The 17,256-nt window shown below is 45.2% G+C and carries 16 protein-coding genes; 7 read left to right on the top strand and 9 right to left on the bottom strand.

Annotation, left to right across the window (positions count from 1 at the left end):
• Positions 1-156: 156 nt before the first annotated feature.
• The 4 genes from MASE_RS14390 to MASE_RS14375 all read right to left on the bottom strand — a co-directional run bounded on the left by MASE_RS14390 (position 157) and on the right by MASE_RS14375 (position 2,862).
• Positions 157-630: a DUF4426 domain-containing protein gene (locus MASE_RS14390; protein ID WP_014950468.1), complete on the bottom strand. Its 474-nt coding sequence runs from the start codon at positions 628-630 to the stop codon at positions 157-159.
• A 96-nt stretch (positions 631-726) separates the two neighbouring features.
• The gene (locus MASE_RS14385; protein WP_014950467.1) at positions 727-1,263 is read right to left on the bottom strand and encodes a YggT family protein; all 537 of its coding nucleotides are present in this window, start codon (positions 1,261-1,263) and stop codon (positions 727-729) included.
• Positions 1,264-1,283: 20 nt separating this feature from the next.
• The gene (proC, locus tag MASE_RS14380) at positions 1,284-2,105 is read right to left on the bottom strand and encodes a pyrroline-5-carboxylate reductase (protein WP_014950466.1); all 822 of its coding nucleotides are present in this window, start codon (positions 2,103-2,105) and stop codon (positions 1,284-1,286) included.
• 70 nt (positions 2,106-2,175) lie between these two features.
• The gene (locus MASE_RS14375) at positions 2,176-2,862 is read right to left on the bottom strand and encodes a YggS family pyridoxal phosphate-dependent enzyme (protein WP_014950465.1); all 687 of its coding nucleotides are present in this window, start codon (positions 2,860-2,862) and stop codon (positions 2,176-2,178) included.
• A 27-nt stretch (positions 2,863-2,889) separates the two neighbouring features.
• On the opposite strand from MASE_RS14375, the gene MASE_RS14370 reads away from it, so the two are divergent.
• The 3 genes from MASE_RS14370 (at position 2,890) to MASE_RS14360 (ending at position 5,512) form a co-directional block, all read left to right on the top strand.
• Positions 2,890-3,933 (top strand): type IV pilus twitching motility protein PilT, encoded by a 1,044-nt coding sequence (locus MASE_RS14370; protein WP_014950464.1) that lies wholly within the window; start codon positions 2,890-2,892, stop codon positions 3,931-3,933.
• Positions 3,934-3,941: 8 nt separating this feature from the next.
• Positions 3,942-5,054 carry a PilT/PilU family type 4a pilus ATPase gene (locus MASE_RS14365; RefSeq protein ID WP_014950463.1) on the top strand — a complete coding sequence of 371 codons (1,113 nt, stop codon included), beginning with the start codon at positions 3,942-3,944 and terminating at the stop codon, positions 5,052-5,054.
• A 140-nt stretch (positions 5,055-5,194) separates the two neighbouring features.
• On the top strand, positions 5,195-5,512 hold the full coding sequence (locus MASE_RS14360; RefSeq protein WP_014950462.1) for a putative signal transducing protein: 318 nt from the start codon (positions 5,195-5,197) through the stop codon (positions 5,510-5,512).
• Positions 5,513-5,558: 46 nt separating this feature from the next.
• Here the strand turns inward: MASE_RS14360 and ruvX are convergent, their stop codons facing one another.
• From ruvX to MASE_RS14340, 4 genes are all read right to left on the bottom strand, one after another.
• On the bottom strand, positions 5,559-5,990 hold the full coding sequence (gene ruvX / locus MASE_RS14355) for a Holliday junction resolvase RuvX (RefSeq protein WP_014950461.1): 432 nt from the start codon (positions 5,988-5,990) through the stop codon (positions 5,559-5,561).
• The gene (locus MASE_RS14350) at positions 5,983-6,549 is read right to left on the bottom strand and encodes a YqgE/AlgH family protein (protein ID WP_014950460.1); all 567 of its coding nucleotides are present in this window, start codon (positions 6,547-6,549) and stop codon (positions 5,983-5,985) included. Before MASE_RS14350 ends, ruvX begins: the two co-directional genes overlap by 8 nt.
• A 128-nt stretch (positions 6,550-6,677) precedes the next feature.
• Positions 6,678-7,631, bottom strand: a complete 954-nt coding sequence (gene gshB / locus MASE_RS14345; protein WP_014950459.1) for a glutathione synthase — start codon at positions 7,629-7,631, stop codon at positions 6,678-6,680.
• A 138-nt stretch (positions 7,632-7,769) separates the two neighbouring features.
• The gene (locus MASE_RS14340) at positions 7,770-8,498 is read right to left on the bottom strand and encodes a 16S rRNA (uracil(1498)-N(3))-methyltransferase (RefSeq protein ID WP_014950458.1); all 729 of its coding nucleotides are present in this window, start codon (positions 8,496-8,498) and stop codon (positions 7,770-7,772) included.
• Positions 8,499-9,406: 908 nt separating this feature from the next.
• On the opposite strand from MASE_RS14340, the gene MASE_RS14335 reads away from it, so the two are divergent.
• Positions 9,407-10,249, top strand: coding sequence for a mechanosensitive ion channel family protein (locus MASE_RS14335; protein WP_014950457.1), 843 nt, complete (start codon positions 9,407-9,409; stop codon positions 10,247-10,249).
• Positions 10,250-10,393: 144 nt separating this feature from the next.
• On the opposite strand, the gene MASE_RS14330 is transcribed toward MASE_RS14335, so the two are convergent.
• Positions 10,394-11,191 (bottom strand): M48 family metallopeptidase, encoded by a 798-nt coding sequence (locus tag MASE_RS14330; protein WP_014950456.1) that lies wholly within the window; start codon positions 11,189-11,191, stop codon positions 10,394-10,396.
• A gap of 501 nt (positions 11,192-11,692) precedes the next feature.
• Between MASE_RS14330 and MASE_RS14325 the strand changes: the two genes are divergently transcribed.
• The 3 genes from MASE_RS14325 to prsK all read left to right on the top strand — a co-directional run bounded on the left by MASE_RS14325 (position 11,693) and on the right by prsK (position 17,247).
• Positions 11,693-13,495: a choice-of-anchor I family protein gene (locus MASE_RS14325; protein WP_014950455.1), complete on the top strand. Its 1,803-nt coding sequence runs from the start codon at positions 11,693-11,695 to the stop codon at positions 13,493-13,495.
• Between the two features lie 407 nt (positions 13,496-13,902).
• Positions 13,903-15,027, top strand: a complete 1,125-nt coding sequence (locus tag MASE_RS14320; RefSeq protein ID WP_014950453.1) for a beta-ketoacyl-ACP synthase III — start codon at positions 13,903-13,905, stop codon at positions 15,025-15,027.
• A gap of 147 nt (positions 15,028-15,174) precedes the next feature.
• Positions 15,175-17,247 (top strand): XrtA/PEP-CTERM system histidine kinase PrsK, encoded by a 2,073-nt coding sequence (prsK, locus tag MASE_RS14315; RefSeq protein ID WP_014950452.1) that lies wholly within the window; start codon positions 15,175-15,177, stop codon positions 17,245-17,247.
• The last annotated feature ends 9 nt before the right edge of the window (positions 17,248-17,256 follow it).

Here is a 17,256-nt window from a genome sequence, read left to right as displayed (position 1 = left end):
CAGTTACCCTATTTTTAACATAATAAAAAAGCGAGATACCGGGCTAACGGATATCTCGCTTCGTTAATCACTGCTTTTCATCACAAGCATGAGTGCGTTACAGGTGAGCGCTTACTTATGATGTTGGCTTTATTAAAGCAGTGCTCGCCTTATAAATTACTCGTCAACGTACATTTTTTGCTGAAACTTCAGCGTTTGTTTGCTGCTACCTTTTTGAACGTCAATCTCAAACCTAAAGGTTTCCTGATCGCGAAATGGCAGCACGGCAAGGTAATAGATAGCATCACCTTCTTCCACCTTTTTGAAAGTCAGCTTACGCGAGTTACCTAACAGATTCTTAGCCGTACCTATGACATCTGCCCGTTGCGCTTCACCGGAAACTTTGTCTAACACCGAAATGTTAACCAACGCATTAAACTTACTTCTCACAATGCCGTAGCTAGCCGCCACTTCAGGTGTGAGAAATGGCGTACTCACCACCATATAGTGAACATCCCATTCACCAAGCGTTTGCTTCTGCTCGGCAAATGCGGAAACGCTTAAGCATGACATAGCCATCGCAAGAAGTGCTACGTAAGCTTTTTTGATATGTTTTATTCTACCCATGATAGAAACTACCTCTGCCTTCATCTTGTTTTTAATTCTTACCCATTACAGCTTGTTTTGCTCTATGAACCAAACTGCAAGACCAATACTTTCCCTAACAGTGTCTTGAACTGACATTAGTTACATAGGGAAAGTGTCTTGGATCAGAAGCTGTAAAAACTGTAATGCAATGATGGCAATAAGCACTGATAAGTCCAAACCGCCCAATGGTGGAATGACTTTGCGTATTGGCGCTAAAAACGGCTCGGTTAGCTGATACAGAACATAGTCAACCGGAGACTGACCTTGTGACACCCAGCTCAAAATAGCGCGTAGTAGCAACACCCAGAACATTAACGACAGGGTTTCTTTTATCACGCCAATCACTGATAAAATCGCAATGCCGACTGGGTTTAGACTACCGCCAAACATTAAACCTAGGGTTATTAGCTTAAGCGCGCATACCGCTACCGCTAACACAAAGGTAGCGGTGTCGAACCTGCCGATTGACGGAATAATACGGCGCAACGGCCCCACGATAGGGTGGGTTGCTTTTACTACAAATTGACTGAGTGGGTTATAAAAATCTGCCTGAACCATTTGTAACCAAAGGCGCAGAATAACCACCATCAAATAAAGGCTAAATAAGGTATCAACCAAAAATACCGTTGCGTTCATGTTGTGTTTTTCCTAAAACGTTATAGCTGTTTTGCCATTTCTTCAGCACGTGCTACGGCGGCGCGCATCGACTTGCTGACAATATCTTTTAAACCTTCATTAATGAAAGTGTTAACGGCTTCTGCGGTAGTGCCGCCCTTAGACGTAACTTGGGCACGAAGCTCGCTTAATTCAAGGTCTGGGTTGTTACAAACCATTTCGGCTGCGCCTAACATCGCTTGTTGGACCATTAAGCGAGATTGCGCTTTGTCAAAGCCCATGTTCATGGCTTCTTCCTGCATATTTTGTAAGAACAAGAAGAAATAAGCTGGGCTGCTGCCCGCTGCGGCGATAACACCGTTAATACCCTCTTCTTTATCTACCCAAACGGTTTCGCCAACGCTGTTCATTACATCGTCAACGTATTGCCTGTCAGACTCAGAAACCGTGTCGTCGGCATACATCCCAGACATGCCCTTGCCTAACAAGCTCGGGGTGTTTGGCATAATACGAACAACAGGGTATTCACCACCTAGCATTTCTTGCAATCTGGCTACCGGCAGCCCAGCTGCAATGCTCATAAACAACTTGCCCGAAAGGTCATTGTTTTTCTGAAGCTCGCCGCACATATCGCCCATTATTTGTGGTTTTACCGCAAGGACTATGGCATCAGCGAATTGGCAGGCTTCATCATTAGATTGTGTGGTGTGAATACCAAACTCGGCCTTCAGGCCGTCTAACTTTGGTGTGGAAGGGTTTGCCGCAAGGATGTTTTCTTTCGCGTACCCAGATTTGATAAGACCACTGATGATGCTGCGGCTCATGTTACCCGCGCCAATAAATGCTAATTTTTTCTGTTGCATGTAAATCCTATTTGTTGGTTGCATTTAAGTCTGTGTAGCGAGGCGAAGCGCTATCCGTTGGGTTAGCGCGCTAGTTTCGCTTACCGAAAATAGCGGTACCGATGCGCACCATAGTCGACCCGTGTTGAATCGCTTCTGTCATATCACTACTCATTCCTACGGATAGGGTATCAAAATTGCTCAATGATGTATGGTAGTGGTCGAATAATTCTTTTAGCTTAGACAGTGTGGCGCGCTGTTGTTCTTCACTAGGATCAGCTTTGGGAATGGCCATTAGTCCACGCAAGGTCAGGTGCTTTTGAGAGTTAATAAACTCCACTAGCGCATCTAATTCACTTAGGGCTACCCCAGACTTACTCTCTTCATCATCAATATTAACCTGAATGCACACGTTTAACGGCGGCATAGAGTCAGGGCGCTGCTCATTTAAGCGACGAGCAATTTTTTCTCTATCTACAGACTGAACCCAATCAAAGTGTTCGGCGACTACTTTGGTTTTATTCGATTGGATTGGACCAATCATGTGCCACTCTATATCGCTTAAGTGAGAAAGTTCCTGAACCTTTTCAACACCTTCCTGCACGTAATTTTCGCCGAACATACGTTGTCCGGCATCATACGCTTCCATGATATCTGATACGGGTTTTGTTTTGCTAACCGCTAGCAATTTAACGGAATTTGGTGGACGATGTGCACTGGTAGCGGCTTGGTCTATTCCTTTTCGTGCGGAATCTAGTCTTTCTGCTATTGTTTGCATTATTCACCTTGTTTTGGAGAAGTGGTTGTGGATATTACCGAACTTTTGGCTTTCAGTGTTAAGAATAACGCCTCAGATTTACACTTATCAGCGGGCCTACCACCAATAATTCGTGTAGATGGCGAAATGCGTAAACTGAACGTGCCAGCCCTTGATCACAAGCAAGTACATGGTCTCGTTTATGAGATTATGAATGACATGCAGCGCAAAGAATACGAAGAAAACCTGGAAACCGATTTCTCTTTCGAAGTGAATGGCTTGTCGCGCTTTCGTGTTAACGCGTTTGTGCAAAACCGAGGCGCCGCGGCAGTATTACGTACTATCCCCAGTAAAGTATTAACCTTAGACGACCTTGGCGCGCCTGAAATTTTCAAGGAAATTATAAATCAGCCTACCGGCATTGTACTTGTTACAGGTGCCACCGGCTCAGGTAAAAGTACCACGCTTGCGGCCATGGTTGACCATATCAACACCCATAAGCGCGAGCACATTCTTACCATTGAAGACCCTATCGAATTCGTGCACGACAACAAGCTTAGCTTGGTAAACCAGCGGGAAGTGCACCGTGATACGCACTCGTTTAATAACGCACTGCGCTCGGCGCTTCGTGAAGACCCAGACGTAATTCTAGTCGGTGAGCTACGTGACTTAGAAACCATACGCCTTGCCATTTCCGCTGCCGAAACCGGCCATTTAGTATTCGGCACTCTTCACACCAACTCTGCACCAAAAACCATTGACCGTATTATCGATGTTTTCCCGGCAGAAGAAAAAGCCATGGTGCGTTCTATGTTGTCGGAATCATTGCGTGCGGTTATTTCACAGACACTGCTTAAGAAAGTAGGCGGGGGCCGAGTTGCGGCTCATGAAATCATGGTGGGGATCCCCGCTATTCGTAACCTTATTCGAGAAGATAAAGTGCCGCAAATGTACTCGGTTATTCAAACGGGCCAGGCTCACGGTATGCAAACTATGGATCAGTGTCTTCAGCGCTTAGTGGCGATGGGGGTTATCACCAAACAAGACGCCGCAGCAAAGTCAGTTGATAAACAGTCGATGAACAGTTTCTAGAGGCCAATATGTTAGATTCACTACTACAAAAAATGGTCGATACCAACGCATCGGATTTATTCGTAACGGCGGGGTTTCCGGTAAGTGCCAAAATTAACGGCAAGCTTACGCCAGTGACGGAAAGCGCGACCTCGGAAGAGGCATCGCTGGCGCTGGTTCACGAAGCGATGACTGAAAAACAGCAGAATGAGTTTCACACGACCAAAGAATGTAATTTCGCCATAGTACGAGAGGGCATTGGTCGTTTCCGCTGCTCTGCATTTTGGCAGCGTGACCAAGCGGGCATGGTGATTCGCCGCATCGTTACTCAAATTCCGAAAGCTGATGATTTGGGTCTGCCGCGAGTATTAAAAGAAATTATTATGGCTAAACGCGGTCTTGTTCTATTTGTAGGTGGAACAGGCACGGGTAAGTCCACGTCATTGGCTGCGCTTATTGGGCATAGAAATGAAAATTCGCACGGGCATATACTGACTATTGAAGACCCCATTGAATTTGTGCACGAGCATAAAAACTGTGTTATTACCCAGCGCGAGGTGGGCATAGATACTCAGTCTTTCAACGACGCCCTTAAAAGTTCGCTACGTCAGGCACCTGATGTCATTCTTATTGGTGAAATTCGTTCAATGGAAACCATGGAATATGCCATGTCGTTTGCTGATACAGGGCATTTGTGTGTGGCTACGCTGCACGCTAACAACGCGAACCAAGCTATTGAACGTATTATGCATTTAGCGCCGAAAGATCAGCACGATAAGTTGCGTTTTGACTTAAGCTTAAACATCCGCGCCATTGTTGCGCAGCAACTAGTACCTACGCCAGACGGCAAGGGTAGGGTTGCGGCAATAGAAATATTGCTAAACTCGCCGCTAGTGCGCGACCTAATACAGCGCAATGAAATAGGCGCGTTAAAAGAAGCAATGAAAAAAGGCAAAGAGCAGGGCATGCAGAGCTTTGATATGGCGCTGTATGATTTGTACAAAGCGGGTAAGATTGATATGGACCAAGCGCTGCACCACGCCGACTCGCCTAATGACCTGCGCTTAATGATCAAGCTTGATACCAGCGACGGTTCTAGCTTAGGTACACTGTCAAATGTATCTATTGATATGGATGACTAATTGCTTTCGCTTTATGCTGAAATCCCTTTAGGGGGAGCTGCATTTGAAACGCTTACTGAAATAAAGCAGTAGAGAGACACGTTTTTCTCGCATGATGAGCAGCCCACGGGCTGCTTTTGTGTTTAACAAGAGGGTAGCCATTGAAAAAACTCTTCACTTCACAAGACGCTTTTGAACTTCAAGCGGTTCGCAGCGAGCTTGATGCTTTATCTATTCCTTATATGGTAAAAAATGAGTTTGCCAGTGGCGCAATCGGAGAGCTGCCTTGGCAAGATTCTCAGCAGGAAGTGTGGCTTGTTGACGATAGCTGGTATGCAAGAGCGTCGAAAGTTATTGAGCCCTTCATTCAGAAATCAAACGATAAGGCATTATCTAGTGAAGACTGGATTTGTGGTAAGTGCAGTGAACAAAACGGCGCTGCTTTTGATGTCTGCTGGCAGTGTGGGGCAGAAAAATAATAACAGCAAGAGCCAGCAGCATACAAAGGGCAACAGGCCCTAACAATTATTCGTACTGACTCTCGCTCCAGCTAGCGAATATTACACAGGCCGACACACTATCAACCTTATCTTTAGTCAGTTTCTTATAGCCACCTAACTCAAACAGCATGGCTTTAGCGTCTGTGGTAGTCAGTCGCTCATCACAGGTGTCAACGGCCACTTTAAAACGCCCATGTAGACGGTTTGCAAATTTGCGGGCGCGTTGAGTCATCTCCTGCTCAGTACCATCCATATTAAGCGGTAAACCCACCACCACGATTTGCGGTTGCCATTCTTCGTAAAGCTTTTCTATTAACGTCCAGTCAGGAATACCGTCTCGTGCCTTCAGCGCTGCAAGAGGGGAAGCCGTACCGGTAATTTCCTGACCTACCGCCACGCCAATGCTTTTGGTACCAAAATCAAACGCAAGTACCGTACGATTTCCTATATCAGGCATGTCCCGCTCCCGGTGCTAGCTGCCATACATCCACACCGAGTTTATTTACTGTTGCTTGCCATTTCTTGTGCATAGGCGTGTTAAACAGAATTTCTTCGTCAGCTTCGATGGTGAGCCAGGCGTTTTCCTGCATTTCCTTCTCAAGCTGACCGGCTGTCCAGCCCGCGTACCCCAAAGCAATCAAAACGTCTTCAGGGCCTTCATCATTGGCAATAGCAGTCAAAATGTCCTTGGAGGTGGTCACCATAACCCCGGGTGCAAGCTTTAAGCTAGATGCCCACTCTCTTTGCGACGAGTGCAGCACAAATCCTCGCTCTTGGCTTACAGGACCGCCAGCCAGCACGATTTGCTCTGCTTTGTCGTCAGACACAGTGAGTTCTTTGTCAGTCTGTTCAAGAAGCTGCTTCACGTTCATGGTGGAGGGTTGATTTACTACAATACCCATAGCACCTTCAGCGTTGTGTTCACAAATATAAATGAGTGAGCGAGAAAAATACGGATCGTCCAAACTAGGCATCGCGACCAGAAAATGATTTTGTAGGCTTTTTAATTCCGTCATAGTTTGTCTTTTATCTACTATCTTTTGCTCTGTGAGGGCCTTTACACTATTGAAGCTAAAGGCGCTCTATCCACTCATATTTGCTTTTTACGATACGAACTGCACTGTGTTACCAATACAACCTTACTTTATTTACTGGCTAAGCGCTTTTCAATGGCGTCAAACAGCGCACCCATTATATTAACATCGTAAGCTGCTTCTATTTCTCTTACGCAAGTTGGGCTAGTAATGTTTATTTCAGTAATTTTGCTGCCAATAACATCAAGTCCTACAAATAAAATGTTATTTTCCTTGAGCGTTGGCGCGATGGCTTCGGCTAGGGCGCGGTCAGAATCTGAGATTGGCTGAGGGCGTCCTGTACCGCCAGCGGCTAGGTTACCTCTGGTTTCCCCTTTTGTAGGCAGTCGCGCTAAGCAATACGGCATGACTTCACCATCAACGATGAGTACGCGCTTATCGCCGTCTTTAATCTCTGGAAGGTACTCTTGTACCATCATGTAGCGCGTGCCTAACTTAGTTAGGGTTTCAATAATAACGCCTAAGTTATTGCCATCAGGCTTCACTCTAAAGATAGACGCGCCACCCATACCGTCTAAGGGTTTACAAATAATGTCTTGGTGCTTGGCGTGAAACTCACGGATAAGCGCTTGGTTGTTCGTGACTAAGGTATTGGGAATGTGTTCTGGGAAGTACGACGTAAACAGCTTCTCGTTGTAGTCGCGAAGCGCTTGAGGGTTATTCACAACTAGCGCTCCCGCGTCCTGCGCAAGCGACAGCACCTGAGTCGCATACAAAAACTCGCTGTCAAAGGGTGGATCTTTGCGCATGAGTAACACATCAATGTCGCCTAAATGCAAGGTCGACTCGTCTTCAATGGTGTAGAAATCTGTAGCTTGATCCTTGACCGATACAGTTTTACCTAAACCCATAGGCTTACCATTGTCTAAATACAGGTCTTTTAATTCAAAATATACAACCTTTGCACCGCGGCGCTGAGCTTCAAGCATCATCGCAAAGCTTGTATCTTTATGTGGCTTAATGCTCGCGATGGGGTCCATAATTACGCCAACGGTATATTGCATAATGTTTTCACCTTGAATGTTGATAAAATGCCGGCTCAGATGGCCCAGCTGATTGTAAACATATATGGGGGCACACCTGAATTCTTCAAGTTACTGAGCTAGCACTATGCTTGCTATATAGCTGCCTAAAATACTGACTTAGAAGTCGCCGTGCTGAGCTTGAAGAATACTTAGGCTTGTAATCGCCGCTGTCTCGGTGCGCAAAATACGTGGGCCCAAACTTACCGACTGATAACCGTTTTCGTTTGCCTGATGAACTTCTGTTTCAGATAACCCACCTTCAGGGCCAATAAGCAAACGAAAGCCTTGAGCATTATAAGGTTGTCTTGCCAAACTTTGTTCAGCGCCCGGTGCGAGAACTAATCTTGTGGTATTGGTTGAAGACGACAACCATTGATTAAGACTAACCGGGGCGTTGAGCGCGGGAATAATGTTGCGACCGCTTTGTTCACAGGCGCCAATAATAATCTTCTGCCATTGCTGAATTTTCTTTTCCCAGCGCGACTCGTCGAGTTTAACCGTACAGCGTTCAGTGATCACGGGCGTTATTTCTGATACGCCAAGTTCCACGCTTTTTTGTAGCACGGTATCCATTCTATCGCCTTTAGATACCCCTTGACCTAAGTGCAAATGAAGCGGGGATTCTTTCGCTAGCGATAAACAAGCGTCGGCTTCAACCGTCACTTTTTTTCTTTGAACGCTAATAATTTGCGCACTGTATTCATTGCCGTCGCCATTAAAAAGCACAATAGGGCGATTGGGCTTTATGCGCAGTACCGTCGCGATGTGATGACCGGCGCCTTCAGTTAACTCAAACTCTTGTTCTAACGGGATTGGGTTGGGGTAATAAACTCTTGGTATACGCATAACAAATCAGATGTGTAGTTTTAACGCGTATAATACGTGTGTGAATACAGGTTGCAATGCTGTCGACAACATCGCGTAAGTAAATATGCAAAAACTTACGCAAACGACAGCATGCTGCCTATTTAAGAATCACATGACTCACTCTCTAGGCCGCGGAAGGCGAAGAGTTTCTCGAAGTAGATTTCAACACGTTGGATGAAGACTTCGATTGGGCTGCTGGGCGGTAGTCCGCTCTTGCGTACTTAGTATGTTTTCCTTTATCGGTGCGCAGTGAATATAAAAATAAACACAAAACCACCGAAAACAGGGTTATGAGAAGCAACATGCGTTAATCCTTTACGTGACATAGTTTGCTAAAGCTCCTTCATGAAGTTGCTCAACACACACTGATGAGGCGTAGTGAACAGTCAACTTTCATGAGACTTTAGTCTAAAACTTTGAGGCTAAAAAATCATCAAAAAAAATGTCTTATAACTCGGTAACTTCCAAAAAATGGAAAAGAAACACAAAGCGCATTTAAGCTTCGTGATGAAGGATGCGCTTGTTGAGTGACAAGCGTGTGACAAGTGAAGAAAATACGTTCATTTTTTGTTTTTTCATTCTAGCGCCTATGTGCCACCTATAAGGCATAGAAACTTGTCGATTTAGAGCTACTAGACCGTCAAACACCCGCCTTGCCTAGATGGCCAACAAACCGCGGCAAAAATGTACAAAAAAGGACAGTGGATCCTAAAGTAAAACAAATGAATTTCCTCTACTTTTGTATAATGCTAACGCTTTTAAACACCTATGTAGCTTAGACTTTAGAGCAAATTTACTGTGTTTGAGCCCATATTATATTGGTCTTAAATCAAATAGCTGCTACCGTATTTGAGTAATTATCAACTAACCATGACAAGGACCATATTATGGAAGAAAAACTTTCGCTTTTTTCTGCAAGCGATGTTGAAAGGTACATAAACGATTACGCCATCCCGTGGGGGATTAACATTCTGATGGCAATCGCGATTTATGTAATAGGTAGGATCGTAGTTGGATTCATTTTATCTGTATTTAGACGCCTAATGGCCAAGTCTAAATACGACAACATGCTAGTGGACTTCCTGGAAGCTATCCTTAGCGCCATTCTAATGCTGTTTGTTATTGTCGCTTCGCTTGATCAGCTAGGCGTAGATACAACGTCATTAGTTGCTATATTAGGTGCTGCTGGTTTAGCTATTGGTTTGTCATTGCAAGACTCGCTTAAGAACTTTGCAGCTGGCGTAATGCTTCTGGTTTTCAAACCATTTAAAGCGGGTGATTTTGTCGAAGCTGCAGGTACTGCTGGTTCGATTGTTAAGATTGGTATTTTCACAACAACAATGAACACACCAGACAATAAAGAAATTATTGTTCCTAATGGCAACATCTACGGTGGCAACATCACTAACTATTCAGCAAGAGACACGCGTCGTGTAGACATGGTTGTTGGTATAGGTTACGACGCTGACCTTCTTAAAGCGAAAAGAATTCTTGAAGAAATGGTGGCGGCTGATGAGCGTATTCTTGCAGAGCCAGCGCCTAAAATTGCAGTATCTGAACTGGCCGACAGCAGCGTGAACTTTATTGTTCGTCCATGGGTGAATTCTGCCGATTTCTGGGGTGTTAAATTCGACTTCACTGAAAACGTTAAACTGCGTTTTGATGAAGAGGGTATTTCAATTCCATTCCCACAAATGGATGTACATCTTCACAAAGCAGACAGCGAATAATTTCGTTGGTTTCAAACAAAAAACGCTGCATTTCGCAGCGTTTTTTTTATCCTAAGATTACGTGCGACGTAACACGCCGCGATTACGAACGTTTTAACTCTCGATGAGCGGGTAATGACCTATGCGGAATGGTATTACTTACTTTTAGCGACAGTTCGGGCGGTAAGCAGTAGCTTGATAGTCTGCATAGGCGTTAGGCATGTTCGCTTGTAAATTATCAATTCTGGTTTGAGGTGCTGGGTGAGTCGACAAAAGTTCCATTGGGCGGTTGCCGCCGCTTGCTGCGTCCATGTTTTGCCACAAGTTTACAGATTGTCTTGGGTCAAACCCAGACTTCGCCATTAGCTGAAGGCCAATGACATCGGCTTCAGATTCATGAGTTCGGCTAAAAGGAAGTTGGACACCGACTTGAACACCTAATCCGATCGCAGCCATGATGGGACCCGACTGAGGCACTTCATTCGCGGCTAAAACTTGGCCTACCGCCTGACTGCCCATATTTATCAATGTTGACTGCGACATTCTCTCATTACCATGCTCTGCAATAACATGACCTACTTCATGGCCAATGACAGCAGCAAGTTGATGCTGGTTTTCTGCAACGTTGAGCAAGCCTGTATAGACACCAATTTTTCCACCGGGTAGCGCAAATGCGTTAACTTGTTCATCGTCGAATACAACGACTTCCCATTGACCATTGAATACCGTGGCTGGTACTTGAGCAGTGATGGCATTTGCAACGCATTCTACGTAAGAATTTTGAACCGCTTTATTCGAAATTTTTAATTCTTCTTTCATGCCCGTGAATGCCTGATCACCCATTTGCGCGAGCTGAGTTTCAGAATAGAGCAACACTTGATTTCTACCCGTAGGAGATGTTGCACAGGCTGTTAAAGTAAGCGCTGCGGCAATAACTGCCGAAGCTGTGAATTTCAATTTCATGGTTAATCCTTTTTTATCACTGAATGTTCTCGCTTCGCTCACTTTTGCGCGCTAAAGCACTATCCCATTCAGTTTATACGTCTATTTGGCAATATTAGTATCAGATAGTGCTTATAAATAAAACTATACCTTTGAAAAAGCGAAGCGTGTTCCGCTGTTAAGCTAAACCGTTTTTCCTTACACGCATTAGGATATTTGAAATATATGCTTACAATTGCATGAACGAAGTGTGATTACTTTGAGCCTACTGCTCCGTGCTGTCCATATTTAAAGCGGCGTGTGTGCCATCATTGTTATAGAAAAGTTACGCGCTTTTGCCTATTTAATATTTGTGTCATAAACTGATTCTAATTTATACATAGAAGTTACATAAAATTTCTGGTGTACTAAGGTTAGGGATCCCTGTTTTCTTCCTTCGCTTTGCGAGAACAAGGTGGAAAAATCCTCGGGTTTCTCGAGCCTCATAACGTACGACAAAAATACAAATAAAAAGGAAATCAAATGGCAGTGCGTAATAAGTTTAAATACGGGTTACTTGCATTTTTAGTATCAGCGGCGCTCACGGGATGTGGCCTTGATGGTGACGACGGTGCGCAGGGCGAAACAGGAGCTCAAGGACCTCAAGGGGAACAAGGTGACCCAGGGACAGACGGAAGTGATGGTACCGATGCGTCAATCGGCATTGCAATGGATATCGTTGGTCGTGCTTTCTTAGGCAATCAAACGGCCGCAGAAATTGTTCAATACCACGCTGAGACCAATACGATTTACGCGACAAACGGCGAGACGAATACAATAGCAGTTATTGATGCCTCTAGCGTAAGCACGGCTACTATGGCTGATCCGATAAACACCACTACGCTAACGCTTACCACTATCGCACTGCCTGCCGATATAAATGGTGTGACTTTAGGTAGCTTAACAAGTATTGCGGTTAGCGGTGACCTTATGGCTGTAGCTGTACCTGCAGACGTTAAAACTGATAACGGTTATGTGTTGTTCTACAACGGGCTAGATAGTTCTGCTCCAGCCTTTTTGGATTCTGTCGAGGTTGGCGCACTACCGGATATGGTCACTTTTACGCCAGATGGTGGCAAAGTGTTGGTAGCGAACGAGGGTGAGCCTTCTGATGACTACACCATTGACCCTGAAGGTTCTGTTAGCGTCATTAATATTCTTGCAAGTGGTGAGCCAGAAGAAACGGGGACGACCGTTGGCTTTACTGCTCTAAACGGTACTGAAGCAGATTTGATGGCGCAGGGAATGATGTTTCCTAACCCAGCAGGACGCACGATTAACGGCACAGCTATTACCTCAACGGTAGCGAAAGATCTGGAACCAGAATACATCACCGCTACTAACGACGTTGCATACGTTAGTCTCCAGGAAAACAATGGCCTTGCGATTATTGACTTGGAAGAGTTAACGGTAGATGTCGTCGGCCTAGGAACTAAGTCTTGGGCTGGACTTAATATTGATATCCAAGAAAATGATGCGGTGAGTTTTGGTCAGTACACAGGTATTTATGGTGTATACCAGCCTGATACCATTGCTAATTTTACGTGGAAGGATGCGACTTTCATTCTTACCGCTAACGAAGGCGATGCCCGTGAGTACTTCTTTGACGCTGCTGATGAGGCGGCATGTACTGCTGCAGGTGGTGTTGATTTTGACGAAGATGATGGCTGTCTAGCTTATACAGACGAAGTTAAAGTAGAAGATCTTACCGCTGCCGCCAACTCTGAATTAGCTATGCTACAGGCGACAGGTGAAGCGGACGACTTACGTGTAACTTCAGCTATGGGTGATGCTGACGGAAACGGCGAGTACGATGCAGCGTACGCTTACGGTGCACGTTCATTCACAATCTGGGATCAAAACGGTTTAGTGGTTTATGACTCGGGTGATGATTTTGAACGTATTACAGCGTCGGTTCATGGGGCGCAGTTCAACAATGGTGACGATGAAAATGCAAGCGACTCGCGCTCGGAGAATAAAGGTCCTGAGCCAGAAGCGTTAACCGTGGGTCAAGTTGGCGATCGCACTTATGCGTTTATCGGCACAGAGCGCATGGGCGGTATTTTCGTATACGACGTTACTAACCCTTATGATGTTCAATTTGCAGAATATGTAATTAACCGTGACCTAACCGAAGGTTTGACAAGCGATGATGTCATTGGTGACCTAGCGCCAGAAAGCCTGGTTTTTGTTAGCGCTGAAGACAGCCCAAGTGGTGTGCCTCTTCTTGTAGTAGGCAACGAAGTTAGCGGCACAGTAACAGTGTGGCAAATCAACCAGCTGTAAGTTCCCGTATTGATTACATGAAACCCCGCTTTGAAGCGGGGTTTTTTATTGGTAGCTTGCCAGACCTTCCCGAAGGCCGAGTTCAAAGTGTCCTTAATCTTTGTTGTGTCACCTTGATGTAGAGCCACTATACCTTCGAAAACACGCCACGATTACGAACATTTTAAGTCTCGCTGAGTGGGTAATTATCTATGCGGGCTGGTATTAAACGGAGGAATAGAGCTTTCCTTGCGTTCACTATGGTTACACCGTTTAAGGATTAGGGTAAGCTATAACACATAAAACGCAGTCGTATTTTTAAAGGTAAATACGATTAGGCTCAATTGCACTGGTATAGATGCGTTTAGGACACAGAGTAACGCAATGCTCAATACCGCCATAGTGCTATCAAATAATAGAGAATGCCTATGTCTCAGCAAGTTGTGATTAGTGGTGTGGGTGTATGGCACCCTAAAGACAGTATAACTAACGAAGAGCTCGTAGATAGCTACAATGCTTACGTAGATGCGTTTAACGAAGAAAATAAAGCGCAAATCGAATCAGGTGATGTAGCAGCAATGCCTTATTCAAGTGCAGAGTTCATCGAAAAAGCATCAGGAATTAAAAGTCGCTACATCTATCGAAAAGAGGGTGCGCTAGACATCACTCGAATGAAGCCTAAGATTGCCCCTCGAGCAGATGACGAACTTTCTCACCAAGGTGAAATTGCCGTCGAAGCGGCCAAGTTAGCTCTTGCATCCGCCAATGTTACTGCCGATGAGATTGATGCTGTGATTGTGTCGTGTGCATACACCCAGCGTGCTTATCCTGCGATTGCAATTGAAGTACAAGAAGCCCTTAATATTGAAGGGTTTGGTTTCGATATGCTAGTTGCTTGTTCTGCAGCAACGTTCGGTATGCATCGCGCCTATGAAATGCTGAGCGCGAAAAATGCGACTCGCGTGTTGGTTATTAACCCTGAGTTGGTCTCACCGCAAATTAACTACGCTGATCGCGACAGTCACTTTATTTTTGGCGATGTGGCTACGGCGACGGTGCTTGAGCTTGCTGAAACCGCCAAAAGTGAGCACGTGTACGACGTGCTAAGCACCAAAGCATTGACGAAATTCTCAAACAATATTCGTTCTAATTTTGGTTACATGACACGTGCCGAAGACGTTGATCCGTATGGACCTGATAAGCTGTTCCATCAAGCGGGTCGCAAAGTTTTCAAGGAAGTGTGTCCATTGGCAGCAGCGCATATTGAAGCGCATTTAGCGAGTCACGACATTACGCCAGAAGGCGTCAAGCGTTGGTGGCTTCACCAAGCTAATATCAATATGAACACCTTGATTTGCAAACGCCTGTTAGGTCGCGATGCTGACCGTACCGAAGCGCCAATTGTGTTGGACGAGTATGCCAACACGGCTTCTGCGGGTTCTGTGATTGCGTTTGGTTTAAACCATGAAGACCTGGTTGCCGGTGACGTGGGAGTACTTTGCTCTTTCGGTGCAGGGTATTCAATTGGCTCACTAGTGATCCGTAAACGATAGTTTTTATCATAGCGCGGGCGATGCCTGCGCACCGTACCTAGCTAAAAAACGTTATGTGCTGTATATCGAAGGTTTCAGGGACGTTGCATCAATGCGCCTCCCTGTATTTCATCTCCTAAATAATGATAATAAAGGTGAGATAAAAGGATGATTTCAGATGTAGGCTATGGGTTAAATAGTCTGGCGCACTTAGCCCTTTTATTGCTGTTGTTAACGGTACGCAAACCCGGCGTAGCCAAGCATTTATTGGTGTTGGCGACCGCAGCCACCTTTTTATGGTCTACAACCTTAATCACTTCGCTATTTGGACCTATCTCGCTAAGCTGGTTACTCAGCGCTGACGTGCTTAAGCAGCTCGCATGGCTACTCTTTTTGGCTGGCTGTATACAGACCAGCTTTAGTAATATCTTCGACGTTCTAAAACGACCTGTAACGTTAATTATTATTGCCCCCGCACTAGCAGCATTGCTCGCCCCTTATCTATTGGTAGTAAATCCCGCGTGGAGCTTTCTTGTACTGATCGTGCTGTCATTAGAAGTGCTTGTTCTTCTGGAAGTTGTGTATCGACAGGCGGGGCGTGAGCAGTGGGCGTTTAAACCCATTATTATTTATCTGGGAGCTACCAACCTGTTTGAGTTCGTTACCTATGCAAACGCTACCATGGTAAACCAGGTTGAAATTGGCTACATAGCGGCACGAGGCTATATTTACTTCTTGTTAATGCCCTTACTCGTCATATCGATTCGACGAATTCATCACTGGGGCATTGATATCTTTATCTCGCGGGACGTGGTATTGCACAGCTCTCTACTCTTAGTGGCGGGCGGTTATCTTTTTGTGATGGCTGTTGTCGGCTACGCCATAAATTATATGGGAGGCAACTGGGGAGCGACGGTTCAAATCATATTGGTTGTGATGTCATTCGCATTGCTCGCCACGGTATTCTTGTCCAACGGCTTTCGCACTAAGATAAAAGTATTTATCACTAAACATTTCTTTGCGAATCAGTTCGACTACCGGGTTGAATGGGTGAAATTAACGCAGTGGTTAACACGTGCAGGGGATACCTCATCAGATGTTTACCACGCTGGCCTAACCGGAATGCTTAACGCCATTCAATATGAGTCAGGTCTGCTGTTTAAAGTAACGCAGAATGGCTATGAATGCGTGGCTAAGGCATCACCTATTACAAACACTGCGTCAACAGATAACAATGAAGCGTCAACTGATTCGAAAGAAAACAACGCTACCTGTACAACGTTGGAAACGCTCGCAAGTTACAGCGACAAAAATGGCTGGATCATTGATACGGACGCCTACCTCGTCAAACCATTCGATTACGAGGGGTTAAAGCTAGATAGAGATGCACTAAAAGCATGGGGCTACCAACTCTTCGTGCCTTTCTTAAAAGAGGGAAAACTGTGGGGATTTGCTGTTCTCGCGTCAGGAGACAATGAAAAAATCACTTTAAATTGGGAAGTGAAAGACTATCTAACCGCCGTATCTGAGCAAGTAGGCACATACATGCAGCACCACGAGGCCGCTCAAGTGGTAGCAGAAAACGCCCAATTTGCGGCATTCAATCGAATGTCTGCGTTCGTTTTACATGACTTAAAAAATGTACTTGCTCAAGTCGACCTTATTCTTGCCAATGCTCAACAGCATAAACACAACCCTGAATTTATCGAAGACACCTTCGAAACCTTGGAGCATACTAAGGCAAGAATGGAAAAAATGCTCAAGCAGCTGACTGATAAGAAGGCCGTTGAAGAAGGTGTAAACTCAGAATTTTTGATTTCGGAGCTGGCCAAAGATGTGGTCAACAACCGCTGTTCAGGTTTACGTCCGCTACCAACAGTTCATGTGCTAAAAGAAACGGCCGTGACGGTTGATAAGGATAAGGTGGCAAACGTGCTTTATCACCTAATCAGCAACGCTCAGCAGGCAACCGCAGATGACGGAGAAGTCGACGTGGTGATTACTGGAAATTCTGACAACAAAACGCAGCTAGTTTTGATAGAAGATACAGGGTCAGGTATGGATAAAGCGTTTATTGAAGAGCGACTATTCAAGCCATTTGATACCACGAAAGGCAATGCTGGTATGGGTATTGGTGCATATGATGCAAAAACATATATCGAGTCTATCGGTGGCAAACTAACTGTTCAAAGTGAACCTGGACGCGGTAGCTGTTTTACGCTTTATTTTCCGATAGGATAGGGTGTATAA

Source organism: Alteromonas macleodii ATCC 27126 (assembly GCF_000172635.2).
Classification (GTDB): Bacteria; Pseudomonadota; Gammaproteobacteria; order Enterobacterales; family Alteromonadaceae; genus Alteromonas; species Alteromonas macleodii.
Note: the sequence above shows the minus strand (reverse complement) of the source record. Positions and strands in the feature narration are given on the sequence as shown.